Source organism: Intrasporangium sp. (genome assembly GCF_035280925.1).
GTDB lineage: Bacteria > Actinomycetota > Actinomycetes > Actinomycetales > Dermatophilaceae > Intrasporangium.
In genome coordinates this window covers 64341-82188 of the sequence record NZ_DATEEY010000016.1, presented here as the reverse complement: position 1 = coordinate 82188, position 17848 = coordinate 64341, and the positions used below count along the sequence as shown (strand labels likewise).

Annotated in this window: 16 protein-coding genes; 7 read left to right on the top strand and 9 right to left on the bottom strand. The window is 69.9% G+C overall.

Annotated features, from left to right (window positions below):
• The 3 genes from VJN29_RS02110 to VJN29_RS02100 all read left to right on the top strand — a co-directional run.
• Positions 1–666: LysR substrate-binding domain-containing protein (locus VJN29_RS02110; protein ID WP_324141812.1), on the top strand; the 666-nt coding region annotated here is incomplete at its 5' end.
• Positions 659–1780, top strand: a complete 1122-nt coding sequence (locus VJN29_RS02105) for a GuaB3 family IMP dehydrogenase-related protein (RefSeq protein ID WP_324141811.1) — start codon at positions 659–661, stop codon at positions 1778–1780. The genes VJN29_RS02110 and VJN29_RS02105, both read left to right, overlap by 8 nt.
• A 113-nt stretch (positions 1781–1893) precedes the next feature.
• The gene (locus VJN29_RS02100; RefSeq protein WP_324141810.1) at positions 1894–3567 is read left to right on the top strand and encodes a GMC family oxidoreductase; all 1674 of its coding nucleotides are present in this window, start codon (positions 1894–1896) and stop codon (positions 3565–3567) included.
• Between the two features lie 145 nt (positions 3568–3712).
• Here VJN29_RS02100 and mnhG read toward each other — a convergent pair whose 3' ends face one another.
• The 7 genes from mnhG to VJN29_RS02065 form a co-directional block, all read right to left on the bottom strand.
• On the bottom strand, positions 3713–4093 hold the full coding sequence (gene mnhG, locus VJN29_RS02095) for a monovalent cation/H(+) antiporter subunit G (RefSeq protein ID WP_324141809.1): 381 nt from the start codon (positions 4091–4093) through the stop codon (positions 3713–3715).
• The gene (locus tag VJN29_RS02090; RefSeq protein WP_324141808.1) at positions 4090–4383 is read right to left on the bottom strand and encodes a monovalent cation/H+ antiporter complex subunit F; all 294 of its coding nucleotides are present in this window, start codon (positions 4381–4383) and stop codon (positions 4090–4092) included. The genes mnhG and VJN29_RS02090 overlap by 4 nt, the downstream gene beginning before the upstream one ends.
• Entirely contained in the window at positions 4380–4970 is a 591-nt protein-coding gene (locus VJN29_RS02085) for a Na+/H+ antiporter subunit E (protein ID WP_324141807.1), read from the bottom strand. The genes VJN29_RS02090 and VJN29_RS02085 overlap by 4 nt, the downstream gene beginning before the upstream one ends.
• The gene (locus tag VJN29_RS02080) at positions 4967–6649 is read right to left on the bottom strand and encodes a Na+/H+ antiporter subunit D (protein ID WP_324141806.1); all 1683 of its coding nucleotides are present in this window, start codon (positions 6647–6649) and stop codon (positions 4967–4969) included. The genes VJN29_RS02085 and VJN29_RS02080 overlap by 4 nt, the downstream gene beginning before the upstream one ends.
• Positions 6646–7110: a Na(+)/H(+) antiporter subunit C gene (locus VJN29_RS02075; RefSeq protein ID WP_324141805.1), complete on the bottom strand. Its 465-nt coding sequence runs from the start codon at positions 7108–7110 to the stop codon at positions 6646–6648. The genes VJN29_RS02080 and VJN29_RS02075 overlap by 4 nt, the downstream gene beginning before the upstream one ends.
• Complete coding sequence (locus tag VJN29_RS02070) at positions 7107–10046, bottom strand: Na+/H+ antiporter subunit A (RefSeq protein WP_324141804.1); 2940 nt, start codon at positions 10044–10046, stop codon at positions 7107–7109. Before VJN29_RS02070 ends, VJN29_RS02075 begins: the two co-directional genes overlap by 4 nt.
• Before the next feature lie 277 nt (positions 10047–10323).
• Positions 10324–10977 carry a hypothetical protein gene (locus VJN29_RS02065; protein ID WP_324141803.1) on the bottom strand — a complete coding sequence of 218 codons (654 nt, stop codon included), beginning with the start codon at positions 10975–10977 and terminating at the stop codon, positions 10324–10326.
• Between the two features lie 70 nt (positions 10978–11047).
• Here VJN29_RS02065 and VJN29_RS02060 point away from each other — a divergent pair, with 70 nt between their 5' ends.
• From VJN29_RS02060 to guaA, 3 genes are all read left to right on the top strand, one after another.
• A complete protein-coding gene (locus VJN29_RS02060) occupies positions 11048–11797 on the top strand; it encodes an SURF1 family protein (RefSeq protein WP_324141802.1) in 750 nt (249 codons plus the stop codon).
• Positions 11794–12150 (top strand): DUF3817 domain-containing protein, encoded by a 357-nt coding sequence (locus VJN29_RS02055; RefSeq protein WP_324141801.1) that lies wholly within the window; start codon positions 11794–11796, stop codon positions 12148–12150. The genes VJN29_RS02060 and VJN29_RS02055 overlap by 4 nt, the downstream gene beginning before the upstream one ends.
• A 69-nt stretch (positions 12151–12219) precedes the next feature.
• On the top strand, positions 12220–13803 hold the full coding sequence (gene guaA, locus VJN29_RS02050) for a glutamine-hydrolyzing GMP synthase (RefSeq protein WP_324141800.1): 1584 nt from the start codon (positions 12220–12222) through the stop codon (positions 13801–13803).
• A gap of 9 nt (positions 13804–13812) precedes the next feature.
• Here guaA and VJN29_RS02045 read toward each other — a convergent pair whose 3' ends face one another.
• On the bottom strand, positions 13813–14274 hold the full coding sequence (locus tag VJN29_RS02045; protein WP_324141799.1) for a hypothetical protein: 462 nt from the start codon (positions 14272–14274) through the stop codon (positions 13813–13815).
• Positions 14211–14954, bottom strand: a complete 744-nt coding sequence (locus VJN29_RS02040) for a DedA family protein (RefSeq protein ID WP_324141798.1) — start codon at positions 14952–14954, stop codon at positions 14211–14213. Before VJN29_RS02040 ends, VJN29_RS02045 begins: the two co-directional genes overlap by 64 nt.
• 161 nt (positions 14955–15115) lie before the next feature.
• Between VJN29_RS02040 and asnB the strand changes: the two genes are divergently transcribed.
• Positions 15116–17821: an asparagine synthase (glutamine-hydrolyzing) gene (gene asnB, locus VJN29_RS02035; RefSeq protein ID WP_324141797.1), complete on the top strand. Its 2706-nt coding sequence runs from the start codon at positions 15116–15118 to the stop codon at positions 17819–17821.
• The last annotated feature ends 27 nt before the right edge of the window (positions 17822–17848 follow it).

Below are 17848 nucleotides of genomic sequence, written 5' to 3'. Positions count from 1 at the left end.
GCCGAGCGGGCGGCGGCCGACGCCGTCGCGGCCACCGGCCAGCTCCGGGGGCAGCTAGCCATCGGTCTCATCCCCACCGTCACCGCCATCGACGTCCCGGCCGCGCTGCGCGAGTTCCACCATGCGCATCCGGCGGTGCGCATCGCCCTGCGAGGCGGTGGGAGCGATGAGCTCGTTGCCGCCATCGACATCGGGGAGGTCGACATCGCCGTCCTCGGTCTCCCGGAGACTGCTCCGCCGCAACGGGTCCGGACCCGGGAGCTGTTGCGCGACCGGCTCGTCGCCGTCCTCAGCGCGCGCCATCGCCTCTCCGGACGGGACGCCCTCGACCTGCATGACCTGGCCGAGGAGTCCTTCGCGGACTTCCCGGCCGGGACCCCGGGCCGGGCCCAGAGCGACCTCGCCTTCGCAGCCGCGGGACTCCGGCGCGAGGTCGCCTTCGAGGCCATGGACGCGGGGCTCATCCTCGGCCTCGTGAGACAGGACCTCGCCATCGCGCTCCTGGCGCCGGCGCTCGTTCCCCCGGGACCGGACCTCACAGCGATCCGCGTCACCAACGGACCGACCCGCATCGAGTACCTCGCGTGGAGCAGCTTCAATCCGAGCCGCGCGACCCTCGCCTTCCTCGAGGCGCTCGAACCGCAGCTAGGATCGGGCGGTGACTGAGATCGAGATCGGCAGGGGCAAGCGCGGACGGCGGGCCTACTCCTTCGACGACATCGCCGTGGTGCCGTCTCGGCGCACCCGCGATCCCGAGGAGGTGTCGGTCTCGTGGCAGATCGACGCGTACCACTTCGACACCCCCGTGATGGCCGCGCCGATGGACTCGGTCGTCTCGCCCGAGTCCGCGATCGCGCTCGGCAAGCTCGGCGCGCTGCCCGTCCTCGACCTCGAGGGGCTCTGGACCCGCTACGAGGACCCGACGACTCAGCTGGCCGAGATCGCCGGGCTCGATCCGGTGCACGCGACCCCGCGCATGCAGGAGATCTACGCGGAGCCGATCAAGCCGGAGCTCGTCACCGAGCGACTTCACCAGCTGCGCGAGGCTGGCGTCACGGTGGCCGGCGCCCTGTCGCCGCAGCGCACCCAGCAGCACTGGAAGACAGTCGTCGACGCGGGGGTCGACCTCTTCGTCATCCGCGGCACGACGGTGTCCGCCGAGCACGTCTCCGGGCGGGCCGAGCCGCTCAACCTCAAGCGGTTCATCTATGAGCTGGACGTTCCGGTCATCGTCGGCGGGGCCGCCTCGTACACCGCGGCGCTGCACCTGATGCGCACGGGCGCGGCTGGAGTGCTCGTCGGTTTCGGCGGGGGAGCGGCACACACGACCCGCAAGACGCTCGGGATCCACGCGCCGATGGCCTCGGCCGTGGCGGATGTCGCGGCCGCCCGGCGTGACTATCTCGACGAGTCCGGTGGCCGGTACGTCCACGTCATCGCCGACGGAGGCGTCGGGACCTCGGGTGACATCGTCAAGGCCGTTGCCTGCGGTGCCGACGCCGTCATGCTCGGGGCCGCGCTGGCCCGCGCGACGGACGCACCCGGGCGCGGGTACCACTGGGGCCCAGAGGCGCACCATTCCGAGCTGCCGCGCGGTGTGCGCATGGAGCTCGGCATGCAGGCCTCGATCGAGGAGATCCTCTTCGGCCCGGGGCGTCAGGCCGACGGCACGACCAACCTCGTCGGCGCCCTGCGGCGGGCCATGGCCACGACCGGCTACAGCGATGTCAAGGAGTTCCAGCGGGTCGAGGTGGTCGTCTCGCCCTACCTCGGGCAGTAGGCCGTTCCTCCTGCCGTATGCCGCTGGGCTCGCTGCCGTACGTCCGCTCGGTAGGCCTGTGGGGTTCGTTACTCGGCGGTAGTCTTGGCCTCGCGGGCGTCTAGGCTGCGAGTATGACGCAGGTGTACGACCACGATGTCGTGGTCATCGGGTCGGGCTTCGGCGGCTCGGTCGCGGCGCTCCGGCTGGCCGAGAAGGGCTACCGCGTCCACGTCTACGAGGCCGGCCGCCGGTTCGCGGACGAGGACTTCGCGGACACGAGCTGGAACCTGCGGCGCTATCTCTGGGCGCCGCGGCTCGGCTGCTACGGCGTGCAGCGGATCCACCGGCTGCCGGAATGTCTGATCCTGGGCGGAGCCGGCGTCGGCGGTGGCTCGCTCAACTACGCCAACACCCTGTACGTGCCCCCGGAGCCGTTCTTCCGCGACCCGCAGTGGGCCGACATCACCGACTGGCAGGCCGAGCTCGCGCCGCACTACGCGACGGCGCAGCGCATGCTCGGAGTGGTCGAGAACCCGTGCTGGGGGCCGGTCGAGCAGGTCATGAAGGACACGGCGAGCGATCTGGGAGTCGGGGACACGTTCCGCAAGACCCCCGTGGCCGTCTACTTCGGCGAGCCCGGCAAGCGAGCGCCGGACCCGTTCTTCGGCGGTGAGGGCCCGGACCGCGTCGGCTGCACCCAGTGCGGGAACTGCATGGTCGGCTGCAAGGTCGGCGCCAAGAACACGCTCGTCAAGAACTACCTGGCCCTGGCCGAGCGTCGTGGCGTGACGATCGAGCCGCTGCGCACGGTGACCGAGGTCCGCCCACTCGACCGCGCTCGACCTGAGAGCGGTTACGCCGTCACCACTGAGCGCACCGGTGCGTGGACCAAGCGAGGCAAGGACCGCCGGACGGCGACCGCCGACCAGGTCGTCATCGCTGCCGGTGCCTGGGGGACCGCACAGCTGCTCCACGCCATGCGAGAAAGCCACCTGCCGCACCTGTCGGGCAGGCTCGGGGAGCTCACGCGGACGAACTCGGAGGCGCTCGCGGGGGCGACCACGGCGCGCGTGCCGCGAGGGATGGACCTGTCGAAGGGAGTCGCGATCACCTCGAGCTTCCATGTGAACGAGACCACTCACGTCGAGAACGTCCGCTACGGCAAGGGCTCCAACGCCATGGGGCTGCTCGCGATCCTGCAGGTCGACGGTGGCGGCCGGGTGCCCCGATGGGCGAGGTTCCTGGGCCAGGCGCTGGCCCACCCGGCCCTCTTCCTCAGGTCCCTGTCGAAACGCCGGTGGAGCGAGCGCACCATCATCGCGCTCGTCATGCAGACGACGGACAACTCCATCACCGTCCGACGCCGACGTGGCCTGTTGGGCACGCACCTGACGTCGACCCAGGGCTACGGCGCGCCCAACCCGACGTACATCCCTGAGGGCAACGCCGCGGTACGCGCTCTGGCGGGCCGGCTCGGGCGGGCGACCGGCGAGCGGGCCGTCCCTGGGTCCAGCATCGGCGAGATCCTCGACATCCCGATGACCGCCCACTTCCTCGGGGGCGCGGTGATCTCCGGCTCGCCCGACCGGGGCGTCCTCGATCCGTACCACCGCGTCTGGAACTACCCGGGCCTGCACGTCGTCGACGGCGCAGCCATCTCGGCGAACCTCGGCGTGAACCCGAGCCTGACGATCACCGCACAGGCCGAGCGAGCGATGTCGCTGTGGCCGGCCTGTGGAGGGCAGGACGATCGCCCGGCCCAGGGACTGCCCTACCGTGTGGTTCAGCGGGAGCAGGCCTCCTGACGTCACACTCTGGGTCGCCCCACTCGGCCCCCACGAGCACCTCGCCCCGTGACGTCGGCGCGCTCCACCTCGCGCGAACCCAGCTGTATCCCGCTCAGCCGGCTCAGCGGCATACGGAATGGGCCCGTATGCCGCTGAGCTTGCTTCACGACGAAGGCGGCTGTTGCGAGGTGGCTGAGTCGCCCCGCTCGAGGGCCTCGGACAGTTCGTCGACGTCGAGGGTTCGTGCGTCGACGCGACGGTTGCGGTAGGCCGTTCGTCCGACGAGATGGGCGGACACCGGAGAGGTGAAGAACTGCGCGGCCGCGGCGATGATGAGCGTTGAAGCGGCGGCCCACGTGCGCAGTGTCAGGGCCAGGGCGACGAGGACGAGGACGAGCCCGAGGCTCTGTGGCTTGGTGACGGCGTGGAGCCGGGAGAGGGTGTCAGGGAAGCGGACCAGCCCGACGGCCCCCGCGAGGCAGAGCGCCGCGCCGAGGAGCAGGCAGATCCCACCCACGATGTCGAGCACGGAGGACCAGTTCACGAGGCGACTCCGTCCGACTCGGATGGCTGGTCGTCGGAGTCGCGGGAGAGCAGCCGGGTCACCGCCACGCCCCCGACGAAGTTGACCATGGCCAGGATCATGATCAGGGGCAGGTTGGTGGCGTGGTGGTTCCACACCGACTCGAGGGCGACCCCGGCGATGAAGATGACGAGGAGGACGTCGATCGCGAGGATGCGATCCAGGGCGCTCGGGCCCCGGTAGAGCCGGAAGAGGCACAAGGCAGCGGCAACCCCGAGCATGACCGTCGCGGCGGCGGTGACGAGCGTCATCGGCCCTCCTTCTTGAGTCGTTCGACGGTGGCGATCTCGCCGGGCGAGCCGAACACGCGCACGACCCGTTCCTCGATCTCGAGCACGTGGTCGTGGAAGTGCTTGGTCGCCTCCTGTCCCCAGACGTCGAGCAGGTGCAGGTAGATGATCGAGCTCGATCGCCGGGCCTCGATGACCGTGGAGCCGGGCACGAGGCCGACGAGCTCTGACGTCAGGGTGAGGTAGAAGTCCGAGTGCGTCCGGAGCTTGACCTCGATGACGGAGTTGCGCGGCGGGCGGGAACGGAAGGCCAAGATGGCGACCTGAACCGATGCAACGGCGAGGTCGCGGAAGAAGTGGCTCAACAACACGAGCAGCTGGGGGAGCCGCAGCCGCCCTCCGAACTCGATCGATGGCAGCGGGAAGGCGAGGGTGACCAGGAGACCCACCACCAGGCCGGACAGGACGTTGCCCCAGGAGATGCGGTCCCAGAGCAGGCACCAGGCCAGCGCGACGACGAGGATGGCACGCGGCTGGAAGGAGCGCCGCCGTCGGTGTGGCGTGTCGGTCGCCCGGGTGCCCTCGGTGGGCTCGGGTAGCGTGCTCACCGGCGCACCTCCGGGGGCAGCACGCTCGTGATGTACGGATCCCGCTGCATGAGGTCGGTCGCGGCGCGCTGGGTGTAGGCGAAGAGGGGACCGGCCACGAGCGTGATGAGGATGCCCACTGCAGTCATCGCTGCCGTCGCCCACAGCATCGCGTTGGGCAGGGGGTGCGCGGCCTGCGCAGTTGCGCTCCTGCGACGTCGCGGCGGGTCGGTGTAGAAGTCGCGCGGCCCGGTCGCGAGGGCTTCCCCCCTCGAGTCGGTCCGTGCTGCGGCACCGTGCCCGACCGGGACCGGTCTGGTCTCGAACTCCTTCGAGCCCGCGCCGTCCACCTCCTCGCCCGCAGCCTCACGGGGGGCGCTGCGCCAGAATGCCTGGCTCCACACCTTCATGAGCGCATAGAGCGTGAGCAGGCTCGTGACGATGCCGGCCACGACGAGGACCCAGGACATCGGCGTGCCGACCTCGAGGCCGGCGTGGAGCAGGCCGATCTTCGCGAGGAACCCGGAGAGCGGGGGGATCCCGGAAAGGTTCACGGCCGAGGTGAAGAACAGGATGGCCAGGACCGGTGAGGCTGCCGCGAGGCCCCCGAGCCGGTCGAGAGAGGTCGTCCCGCCAAGCCGCTCAACGAGACCGGTGATGAGGAACAGCGCAGTCTGGATCGTGATGTGGTGTGTGACGTAGAAGATCGCGCCCGCGATCCCGTGCTCTGTCGCGAGTGAGACGCCGAAGATCATGTAGCCGATGTGGCTGACCAGCGTGAAGGACAGCATCCGCTTGAGTCCCGTCTGGGACACCGCGCCGAGGATGCCGACGATCATCGTCAGGAGCGCTGCCCACATCAGCAGGCCGGTGAGCGGCGACTCGGGGAAAAGGAGGGTCTGGGTGCGGATGATCGCGTACACACCGACCTTGGTGAGCAACCCGGCGAAGACTGCCGTCACCGGCGCTGGAGCAGTCGGGTAGCTGTCGGGAAGCCACGACGACATCGGGAACACCGCTGCCTTGATTGCGAAGGTCGTGAGCAGGGCCAGCTGGACGGCGAGGGCCACACCGGCCGGCAGCCCCTCGATGCGCAGGGCCAGCTGTGCCAGGTTGACGGTTCCAGTCGCTGCATAGGCCGCCGCGATGGCAATGAGGAACAGGGACGAGCTGACCAGGCTGACGACGACGTACGTCGTGCCGGCGTGGATGCGCGGACCCGAGCCGCCCAGGGTCAGCAGGACGTACGACGAGAACAGCAGGATCTCGAACCCGACGAAGAGGTTGAAGAGGTCGCCCGCGAGGAACGCGTTGGACACGCCGGCCATGAGCACGAGGTAGGTCGGGTGGAAGATCGACATCGGCGTGTCTTCCTCGTCGTCCGCCTGTCCCTGGCCGATGGCGAAGATGAGGACGAGCAGCGAGACGACGGCCGACACGAGGAGCATGAGTGAGCTGAGCCGGTCGGCGACGAGGGAGATCCCGAGCGGCTCCGGCCAGTCACCGAGCCAGAGCACCTGGGGGCCGTGCGCGTCGGTCTGGTGGATGAGGACTGCGGCGACAACGACGACAGTGGCGAGGACCCCGACACTGATGGTCCGCTGGAGAGCCGGTGAGCGCCGGAAGGAGAGGGTGAGGGCCGCACCCAGCAGGGGGAGCAGCACGGCCATCGGCACGAGATTGGGGACCCAGGAGCTCATGGGGTGGTCTCCTGGGCGCTCTCGTCGGCGGTCGTGGTCGGGGTCACGTTGGGGTCGTACGTCGAGGACGTCTCGTTGGCCAGGGCCAGGTCGAGGATCCGTGCGTCCTCGGCGTCGTCGGGCACGTCATCCGTCCCAGCCACCTGCCAGAGCCGGTAGGCGAGCGCCATCAGGAAGCCCATGGTCGCCAGGGAGATGACGATGGCCGTCAGCACCATGGCCTGGGGCAACGGGTCGCTCATCTCGTTGGGGTCGGCGTCGCCGACGAACGGGGGACGTCCAGCCGCGCCCGCGACGACCATGTAGAGGATCGACACGCCGTTGCCGACCATGAGCAGCCCGAGCAGGATCCGCACGAGGCTTCGGTCCAGCACGAGGACCGTCCCGGCTGCGATGAGCGCGGCCACGACGACGATGAGCGTGACGTTGGGGTGGATCGTGGGCTCGATGAGGGCGGTCATGACGCGGCCCCTCTCGGTCGAGGTGGGGCCAGATCGGCGTCCGCTGCGGGAGTGGGAGTGGCCTCCCCGGCCGGGGCGGTGTCATAGGCCGCAGCGGTACTCGGGTCGGACGTCTCCTCCGCGATCTGGCGGTCGATGCCGCTGCCGAGGCTCCGGACGATGTCGAGCATCATCCCGACGACGATGAGATAGACGCCGCAGTCGAAGAAGAGGGAGGTGACCAGGTGCACGTCGCCCCAGACCGGCAGCTCGAAGTCCACCGCCGTCGTCTCGAGTATCGTGCCCCCGAAGGCCAGCGGGGCGAGCGCCGAGGTGGCGACGACGAGCAGACCGAGCCCCACGAGGAGGCCGGCGTCGAAGGGGGCCGCCTCGTCGAGCTCGTAGCGGCCGCCCGCGAGATACCGGATCACGAGGGCGAGACCCGCGACCAGGCCGCCCGAGAAACCGCCTCCCGGCTGGTTGTGGCCGGCGAAGAGGAGGAAGAGCGACGCCGCGAGCATGACGTGGAAGACGAGCCGGGTCACGACCTCGAAGATGACCGATCGACGCTCGGGCCGTAGCGTGCGCCCACCGTGCAGCCAGGTGCCCCGGCCCGGCTCTGTCGGAGGGAGGTTCTTGGCCGTGGCCCGCGACAGTCGGGCGTTCCGGGTGTTGACGAAGATGAGGCTGGCGATGCCGGTCGCCGCGACGACGAGCACGGAGACCTCGCCCAGCGTGTCCCAGGCACGGATGTCGACGAGGGTCACGTTGACGATGTTCCGGCCGTGGCCGAAGGCGTACGCCTCCCTGGGGAAACCCTCGGAGGTCGGCAGCTGGTTGCGGGCGCTCGTGGTCACGAGGGCCAGGCTGGCGACCCCGAGTCCGACGGCGAGGCCGAGGGCGAGACGCCAGGACCGGACCGGCGACTGTGGGTGGCGGGTGAACTTCGTCGGGAGCCTGCGGAGGACGAGGACGAAGACGACCAGGGCGACGGTCTCGACGAGCATCTGGGTGATGCCGAGGTCGGGGGCACCGGCAATGATGAAAGTCATCGCCGTGCCGTAGCCGGTGACCCCCACGAGCATGATGCTCGTGACCCGCCTGCGCGAGAAGAGGACGAGGAGCGCGGCGGAGACGACGATCGCCCCGACGACGACTTGGGCGGGGGAGTCCCACAGGCGGACGGGACCGATCGTGCCTCCGAGCACGGCTGCGCCACCGGGCAGCGCGACGAACATGACGAGGATGGCCATGACGTAGAGCGGGAGCGAGCCGCGTTGCGTCACCGCAGTCGCCTCGACTGCGCCCCTGTCGACCCCCCGCAGGACGTGACCGAAGATGCGCTCGCCGTCGACGAGGTCGGGGACACGAGCCTGCGCCCGGGCGACGTCCTCCCGGGCCAGGAACAGGAGACCGCCGGCGAGGATCGAGACGACGGACAGCGCAAGAGGCACGGTCAGGCCGTGCCACAGGGCGAGCGGCTCGGCGGCGTCGCCCACGGTGAACTCGTCCGCGTACGGCATGAGCCAGGTGGACTCGATGGGTGCGAGCAGGCCAAGGAACAGCGAGGCCACGCCGAGCAGGAGCGGTGCCGCGACGAATCCGGGATGCGGCACGGTGAAGCGGGTGGGCGGAACGTCGGGCTTGGTCGCGAACGCGCCCCACATGAACCGCGCCGTGTAGGCCACCGTCAGGGCAGAGCCGATGAGAATGACCGCCAGGGCGAGCCATCCCCACGCCTTGGGGAGCGGCTCGGCGTCCTCGATGCCGCCCAGCACCGCGCCGAGCACGCTCTCCTTCGCGACGAAGCCGGTCAGGGGCGCCACACCGGCCATCGAGAGCGCCGCCAGGCCCGCCGGGATGCTGATCGGGAGGAAGCGGCGGCCGACGCCGGAGAGGCGCCTCAGGTCGCGGGTTCCCGTCGTCTTGTCGATGATCCCGACGATGAGGAAGAGCGTGGACTTGAAGAGGGCGTGCCCGATGATGAGCGCGAGGGCCGAGAGAGCGGCGGCGCGCGTGCCGATCCCGGTGATCGCCACCATGAATCCCAGCTGGCTCACGGTGCCATAGGCGAGCAGCAGCTTGAGGTCGTGCTGGCGCATGGCCCGCCACCCGCCGAGGAGCATCGTGCCGAGGCCGAGGCCGACGGTGAGGGCATGCCAGGCCGGGACCCCGGCGAAGGCCGGCGCGAGCAGGGCGACGAGGTAGACGCCGGCCTTGACCATCGCGGCTGCGTGGAGGTAGGCGCTCACCGGTGTCGGCGCCGCCATGGCGCCGGGAAGCCAGAAGTGGAACGGGATGAGCGCCGACTTCGACAGCGCCCCGACGAGCAGGAGGACGATGGCGGCAATGAGGATCCCGTCCAGCGGGGGAGGGGAGTCGAGGAGCTCGCTGATCGAGTACGTGTGGTGCACCCCGATGGCGATGATCCCGATGAGCATCGCGAGACCGCCGAAGGTCGTCACGAGCAGGGCCTGCATGGCGGCTCGTCGGTTGGTCGAGCTCGCCGGGTTGTGTCCGATGAGCAGGTAGGAGAAGACCGTCGTCAGCTCCCAGAAGACGTAGAGCACGAGGAAGTTGTCGGTCAGGACGAGGCCGAGCATCGCACCGGCGAAGGCCGTGAACACCGAGGTGAAGCGCCACAGGGTGTCGTCGTCCGGCTTGAAGTACCAGGTGCAGTAGAGGAGGACGAGGGCGCCGACTCCGGTGACGAGCAGCCCGAGGACCCAGGACAGGGTCGTGACCCGGAAGTCGAGGTCGAGCCCGAGTCCGGGGACCCAGGAGAACTGCTGGGTCGGGCCGTACCCCTCCCGCACCTCGGTGGACACGCTGACGAGCCAGCCGAACGCGGTGGCCGGGACCAGCGCGAGGACCACGAAGGCCTTCCGGTGGAGGAGGCGGACGAGCAGGGGGGCGACGACGGCTGCCAGCAGGTGCAGGAGCAGCAGTTGCGCCACGGGTCTCCTCGAAACATCGGTTGGGAAGAGTCCGGCTCGGCCGCGCCGGAGTGACGATTCTACGGGGATGCCTCGGCCCCGCCGACCGTGGTGTCGGCGGGGCCGGGCTGTCGGTGGATCATCCCCATGTGCCCGCGAGGTCGTCCGCAGGACGGACGCTGACGGGTCACGCGGGCCGGATCACCCGACCAGGTGGATCACTTGGGAGCCACGAGAACGTTCATCGAGTTCCCCTGCTTCGACGTGCCCACCACCCGGATGACCTGGGCCGCATGGTTCAGAAGGTGGTGAAGGTCCCCCGGGCGATGAAGAAACCGTGCTCGCTGTTCGGGTCGACGCAGGTGACTCCCGACTCCTCACTGAGACAGGTGACGTCCACCCCCGGCACCTCGGCGATGCGACCGTAGGCCAGCTTCCGCGCCTCCGGGTCCCGGATGGAGTCGGTGTTGCACACGGGGGTCACCGCGCCGGCCACGAGCTCGAGTCGGCCGACGTCGTCTGCGTCCGAGTCCCGGCAGATCCCGTCGACAGGGGGCTCGACGCGGCCCTCCTCGACCTCGCAGGCTGCGAAGTCGGGGCCGAGCTGGCAGTAGATGTTGCCGCTCGGGCTGCGGAAGGCGGCCACCTCGACCGACTTGTCGGCCTCCTCGAAGTGCTCCTGCGCCTGCTCGTAGGAGGACACCGCGTCATTCAGGTGCCCGGCGCGCAACGTGGCGGCGATGGTGGGCTCCTCCTCCGTCGTGGGGGTCGCCTGCTCGGGCGTGCTCTGGGAGGCGGGATCCACGGGCGGCTCGACCCAGACGGTGACGGTCGCAGCGGCAAGGGGCTCGGCCCCGCCGCAGGCCGTGAGGCCGCCGACCGAGAGGGCAGCCACGGCAACGGCGAGCAGGATCCGGGAGCGCCGGCGGTGGAGGGACGTGCAGCCGGTCATGAACGTCGAGTGTGTCACGGCCGGGCGGGCGGTGACACGGCGGCTTCACGCGGTGACCTACGCTTGACGCGTGTTCCGTGGCCTGCTCACCTCGCGCTGGGTGGGCTTGACGATCGTCATGCTCATCGTTGTCGCTGGATGCGTCTTCCTCGGACTCTGGCAGCTCGGCGTCGCGCAGGACGAGGGCCGCAAGGAGGCCGTCTCCGCGGCCGCCGCGTTGCCACGCGCCCCCCTCACCGAGGTGGCGACCACCCACTCCGCGTTCAAGGCCGAGTTCTCGAACCGGCCCGTCAGCGCCACCGGGACGTATGCCGCTGAGCTGGGTTTCGTGGTCCCCGACCGTCGGCTGGGTGGCCGGGTCGGCTCGTGGGTCGTGACCCCGCTCGAGACGCCGGTCGGCACGGTTGCCGTGCTGCGTGGCTTCGTCGACGGCACACCGACCACCGTGCCACCCCCGCCCGAGGGGACGGTCACCGTGCTCGGCACGCTCGGACCGGGAGAGTCGCCGCGCAGCGGCCCACCCCTTCCCGATGGCCAGCGGCGCGGCATCGACCTGGCGCAGCTGGTCAACGAGTGGCCGGGTGACCTCTACAACGTCGTGCTGTTGGCCTCATCGGAGTCCGGGCACACCGCTGCGGCGCTGGCCCGAGTGCCGCCCCCGGAGGCCGACGCACCGCTGAACCTCAAGAACCTCGCCTATGCCATCCAGTGGTGGGTCTTCGGTCTCTTCGCGATCTGGATGTGGTGGAAGATGTTCCGAGCAGAGCAGCAGCCGGCCGTCCCTGAGTCGGCCGCACCGAGAGAGGACGCGCACGCGTGAGCACGTACCCGACCAACCTGGCCAAGCCGACGCAGATCAGGACGGCCCTTAACATCTATCGGGTCATGGCGATCATCGCCGGCATCGCGCTGTTCATCCTCATCGCCGAGATGATCATGAAGTACGGCTTCGACCAGGAGAACTTCCTCACGGAGAACTGGAGCTACATCCACGGCTTCATCTACATGGCGTTCGCGGTCTCGGTCGCGAACCTCGGTGTCAAGGCCGCCTGGGGCCTCAAGCGGATCATCCTCAACCTGCTCGCAGGCTTCGTGCCCATCGTCCCGTGGGTCGCGGAGCACCGGAACACGCAGGAGGTCAACGCGATGCTCCAACGCGCCTACGTCGCCTGACCCCCGCGTCGCCCCCGCGTCGAGCGTGCAGTCCGCGTCGCCTCCGATGCGGGCGGCTAGGCTTCGTGCGTGAGTGAAGCGCACGACCTCCAGGCCCACCCCGTCCTCGTCGTCGACTTCGGCGCACAGTACGCCCAGCTCATCGCGCGGCGCGTCCGCGAGGCCCAGGTCTACAGCGAGGTCGTGCCACACTCCACGCCGGTTGCCGACCTGCTCGCCAGGCAGCCCGCCGCGATCATCCTCTCCGGCGGCCCCAGCTCGGTCTACGAGGAGGGCGCACCGCGCCTCGACCCCGCGTTGCTTGAAGCGGGCGTGCCGGTCCTCGGCATGTGCTACGGGTTCCAGTCCATGGCCCGGGCGCTCGGCGGCACGGTCGACCGCACGGGAGCGCGGGAGTACGGCAAGACCGATGCCTCGATCTCGCGCACCGACTCCACGCTCTTCGACGGCCAACCGGACGAGCAGGTCGTGTGGATGTCGCACGGCGACTCGGTCGGCGAGGCGCCGGACGGTTTCCTCGTGACCGCCTCGACGCTGGCCACACCGGTCGCGGCGTTCGAGGACGACGAGCGCCGGCTGTACGGAGTCCAGTGGCACCCTGAGGTGCTTCACTCCGAGCACGGCCAGCGGGTCATCGAGAACTTCCTCCGGCAGGGCGCGGGCATCGAGCCGCAATGGACTCCCGGCAACGTCGTCGAGGAGCTCGTCGAGTCGATCCGCGAGCAGGTGGGCGAGGACCGCGTCCTCTGCGCCCTGTCCGGCGGTGTCGACTCGTCCGTCGCGGCGGCCCTCGTCCAGAGGGCGGTGGGCGACCAGCTGACCTGCGTGTTCGTCGACCACGGCCTGCTCCGTGAGGGAGAGGCCGAGCAGGTCGAGAAGGACTTCGTCGAGGCGACCGGCGTCGACCTCGTCGTCGTCGACGCCCAGGAGCGCTTCCTCAGCGCTCTCTCCGGCGTCATGGACCCCGAGACGAAGCGCAAGGCCATCGGTGAGCAGTTCATCCGCGTCTTCGAGCAGGCGGCCCGCGACGTCGTCGGCAGCCACGCGGATGAGGTGCACCCAGTCAAGTGGCTCGTCCAGGGCACGCTCTACCCCGACGTCGTCGAGTCCGGTGGCGGCGAAGGCGCGGCGAACATCAAGAGCCACCACAACGTCGGCGGTCTGCCCGACGACCTCCAGTTCAAGCTCGTCGAGCCGCTTCGCACCCTCTTCAAGGACGAGGTCCGCCAGGTCGGTCTCGAGCTCGGCGTCCCCGAGGCGATCGTGTGGCGCCAGCCGTTCCCCGGGCCGGGACTCGGCATCCGCATCATCGGCGCCGTCGACGCCGAGCGGCTGGCCATCCTCCGGCGCGCGGACGCGATCGCGCGCGAGGAGCTGACCAGGGCCGGCCTCGACCGCGACATCTGGCAGTGCCCGGTCGTGCTCCTCGCCGACGTCCGGTCGGTCGGCGTCCAGGGCGATGGTCGCACCTACGGCCACCCGGTCGTGCTGCGGCCGGTGGCCTCGGAGGACGCGATGACCGCCGACTGGGCGCGGGTGCCGTACGACGTGCTGGCGCACATCTCGACGCGGATCACCAACGAGGTCCCGGAGGTCAACCGGGTCGTGCTCGACGTGACGAGCAAGCCGCCTGGCACGATCGAGTGGGAATGACCTGAGCCGTCAGTGGCCGGTTGCCGCGATGTAGACCGCGGCGTTCCCGTTCGGGTTGATCAGGACGGCCGGCGCGAGGCAACGGTCCGGCAGCGTGACGTCGTCCTTGATCGTGGCGTCGCCCGCGGCACTCAGCGGTGCCGCTGCGGTCGTTGCGACCCGCTCGCCGTTGCAGGCCACCGTCGCCGTCACGGTGCGGACCGGTCCGACGCCGACACCGGGGATGAGCAGGCCGGTGATCGTGATCTTCACCGTGCCGTCGAGCTCGAGCTTCGCCTCGCTGGGGCCGATCTCCCACGGCGCGCCACCCCGCGTCGCGCCGAAGAGCGGTGGGTCGCTGAGGATGCTGCCCTGGAGCGGCGCCTTGAGCAGCGCATCCGCATCAGCGGCGATGGCGGCGCCCCCGGTCACGAGCGTGGCGGCCGCGAGGCCACCGAGGACGAATGACGCAGTTCGGGACGGACGGTGCATGCTGAGCTCGCTTCCGTGGGAAGGATCGGTCGCTGCGGAAGACGCTGGGGCATCGAGCGCGGTTCACGGCGATCCAGGCCCACCCTCCGCGCGCGGAGCATCCGGTCGATCACCGCTCCGATGACGACCGCCACGCCGATCCCGGCCGCTGCGCCCAGGAGCGGGTTGTCCTGCAGCCAGGCACCGGCCAGGGCCCCGACGCCGACGCTGTAGGCCGACCACGTGGTCCCCGCCAACGCCGTCAGCCCGAGGAAGCGCCGCCGAGGGAACTCACTCGCTCCGGCCGTCAGGTTGACCGCCACCCGACCGACCGGGATGTAGCGCCCGACGACGATGAAGAGCCCGCCCCGACGATCGAGCTCGCCCGCGGCGAAGCCGAACGCGCTCCGCAGTCGGGGCGATCGCGTGTCGCGCAACCGGCGCATCGGAGAGTGCCGGGCCAGCGTGTAGGCCAGGTTGTCCCCGCTCCAGGCGCCGAGGGCGGCGACCCCGGCGAGGACGACGAGCGGCGGCGATCCCGTGCTCGCCCCGAAGGCGGCGAGGGCGATGAGCACGGACTCGCTCGGCAGGGGCGGCAGGGTCGAGTCCACGACGGTCAGGACGAACAGCACGACGAGGGCCCACGGGGTGGAGGCGTTGGCCTCGATGAACGAGTTGACGGCGTCGATCACGTCGAGCATGGTCGACGGTAAGGAGATCGCCTCCGCCAAAGCCATCAGTTTTCTCCCCGGTACCACCCTGATTGGCCCCCCGTGACCCCGAGTGGGTCAACTCAGCCGGCGCGTGGGGCCACGTTGTCGCGGGTGCGAGCTCAGCGGCATACGCCATTAGGGTGTTCGGCATGTGCGGAATCGCTGGGTACCACGGGCTGACGGCCGACGACGCGCTGCTGCGCCGGATGAACGACTGCCAGGTCCACCGTGGTCCCGACGGCGACGGCATCTTCACGGACGGCCTGGTCGGACTTGCGCATCGGCGGCTGTCGATCATCGACCGCGCCCACGGCCAGCAGCCCATGACGACGCGCGACGGGCGCTACACGATCGTCTACAACGGCGAGGTCTACAACTACCTGGATCTGCGCGCCGAGCTCGAGCCGCTCGGCCACACGTTCGAGACGGACAGCGACACGGAGGTCGTTCTGCAGGCCTTCGCCGCGTGGGGGGCGGACGCGTTCGACCGCTTCAACGGGATGTTCGGGCTGGCGATCTGGGACGCCCAGGAGCGCTCGCTGACGCTCGCTCGCGACCACTTCGGGATCAAGCCCCTGTACGTGTGCCGCTCGGCTGGCTCGGGTGCGGACGGCAATGAGGGCTCAGTCGCGTGGGCCTTTGCAAGTGAGATCAAGCCCCTGCTGGCGTCGGGCCTCTACGAGAAGCGGCCGAACGACCGGACCATCTACCGGTACCTGCGCTTCCGGATCCACGAGGACGGGCGCGAGACGTTCTTCGACGGGATCGAGCGGCTCGAGCCGGGCGAGATGATGACCATCGCGGCGGACGGGTCGGTGGCGAGGCGGCGGTTCACGCGGCTGCGCGAGGAGCTGCTCGAGCTCGCCCAGGAGCAGCGGCCCTACGACGAGGCGGCGGTGCGCGAGTACCGCGAGCGGCTGACCGAGGCCGTGCGGCTGCGGCTGCAGTCGGAGGTGCCGGTCGGGACCTCGCTGTCCGGCGGGCTCGACTCGTCGGCGGTCGCCGTCATCATCAACCGGCTGCTCGGTGAGCACGACGAGACGGCCGAGGGGTCGGTGGGCCAGCAGCAGAACACCTTCTCCGCGGTCTTCCCGAACTCGATCAACGACGAGGAGCGCTACGTCGACGACGTCCTCGAGATCTGCCGGGGGCACGTCAGCGGACACAAGATCAAGCCGACCGCCTCCGAGTTCAAGGAGGACCTCGTCGACTTCGTCCGCACCCAGGAGGAGCCGCTCATCTCGAGCGGCCCGTACGCGCAGTACCAGGTGATGCGCGAGGCCACGAAGCACGTCACCGTCCTGCTCGACGGCCAGGGCGCAGACGAGATGATGGCCGGCTACATCCCCTACTACTTCGTCTACCTGCGCCAGCTTCGAGCGCAGGGTGCGGTCACGGCGGCGCGTGAGCTGTCCAAGTCGCTCGACGTGCTGTACCGCCTGGGGCGGTTCAAGCTCAAGGCGAGGCTGCGCGGGCGCAAGGACGTCCCGACGACCCAGCTCCTCGGCCAGGGGTTCGTGGCCGACTACAAGGGGGAGCGGTACGCGGTCGAGGGGTCGAACCTCAAGAAGCGCCTCGTCGAGGACCTCTTCGTCGGCTCGCTCCCGTCGCTGCTCCGTTACGAGGACAAGAACACGATGCGCTTCTCGCTCGAGGGGCGCGTGCCGTTCCTCGACAAGGAGGTCGTCAAGTTCATCTTCTCGCTGTCCGACGAGGCGATCATCAAGGACGGCTGGAACAAGCGCATCCTGCGCGATGCGACCCGCGACCTGCTGCCCGACTCGATCAACCGGCGCCGCAACAAGATCGGCTTCACGACGCCGCAGGGCGAGTGGTTCATGCGGCTGAAGAACCACTTCTACGGGATCTTCCTGTCGGAGTCCTTCGCGACCCGGCCCTACTTCAACCAGACCGAGGTGCTGCACGCCTTCGAGGGGTGGATCAAGGGCACGAACGACGTCGACTCGATGACCTTCTGGCGCCTGATCAACCTCGAGCTGTGGCTGCAGGAGTACTTCGACGAGAAGCCGTCGGAGGCCGACGTCGCCCCCCGGGTGAAGACGGACTACGAGCCGAACGCCCGCAAGGAGCTCGACCTCGTGCTCGACGCCGCCGAGGGAGCCGGTGCCGACGCCGGCAGCACGGTGCGGCGGTATCCGTTGCGCACCGAGCTCTACGCACGGGAGGACGATCTCGAGGAGAAGACCCTCGGCTACCTCGAGCGGTTCTTCGCGGGGCTGCCGTCGGCCGGCGGGGACCACGACGTCGCGACCAAGGGCCGGTGGTACTTCTTCATCTCGGAGAAGATCGTGGCCATCACCCAGGGCCGCTCGTACTTCATCTGGGACATCAAGGTCTCGCGCCCGGCGCGCATCCTGTCGCGCTACGTGACACGCACTCCCGCCGGGATCGGCCTCGGCTCGCCCTTCACGATGCAGCTCGCCATCGAGGAGGCCGGTCTGCCGCGCGTGCTCTACGCCTCGGCCGGTGGGGCAATCGGCAAGCTCGTCGGCAGGCGCGGCCTCTTCTACGAGCTCGTCGGGGGCGACATCCGCGCCATCGACGGCCCGACGGAGTACTCCGTCTACCCGGCCAACGTCTCGGCCAAGCTCGCCCCCAAGGACCCGGACGCCGTGGCAGCACGGCTGTCGGCGCTGATCCGGGAACGGGTCCCCGCGGCGTGGCGCGACACCTTCGCCGGGACCGTCGTCATGGACGCCAACGACATCGGCCGCAACGTCCTCGGCACGGACGCGCCCGGCCCCACGGAGCGCTACGAGGCGATGTTCGCGGACAACCCCCTCGGCCAGGGGTCGGAGCAGACGCCGATGGCCGTCGTCTTCGAGCAGTCCTGAGCCGACCCCCTGCCCTTTCGAGTGAAC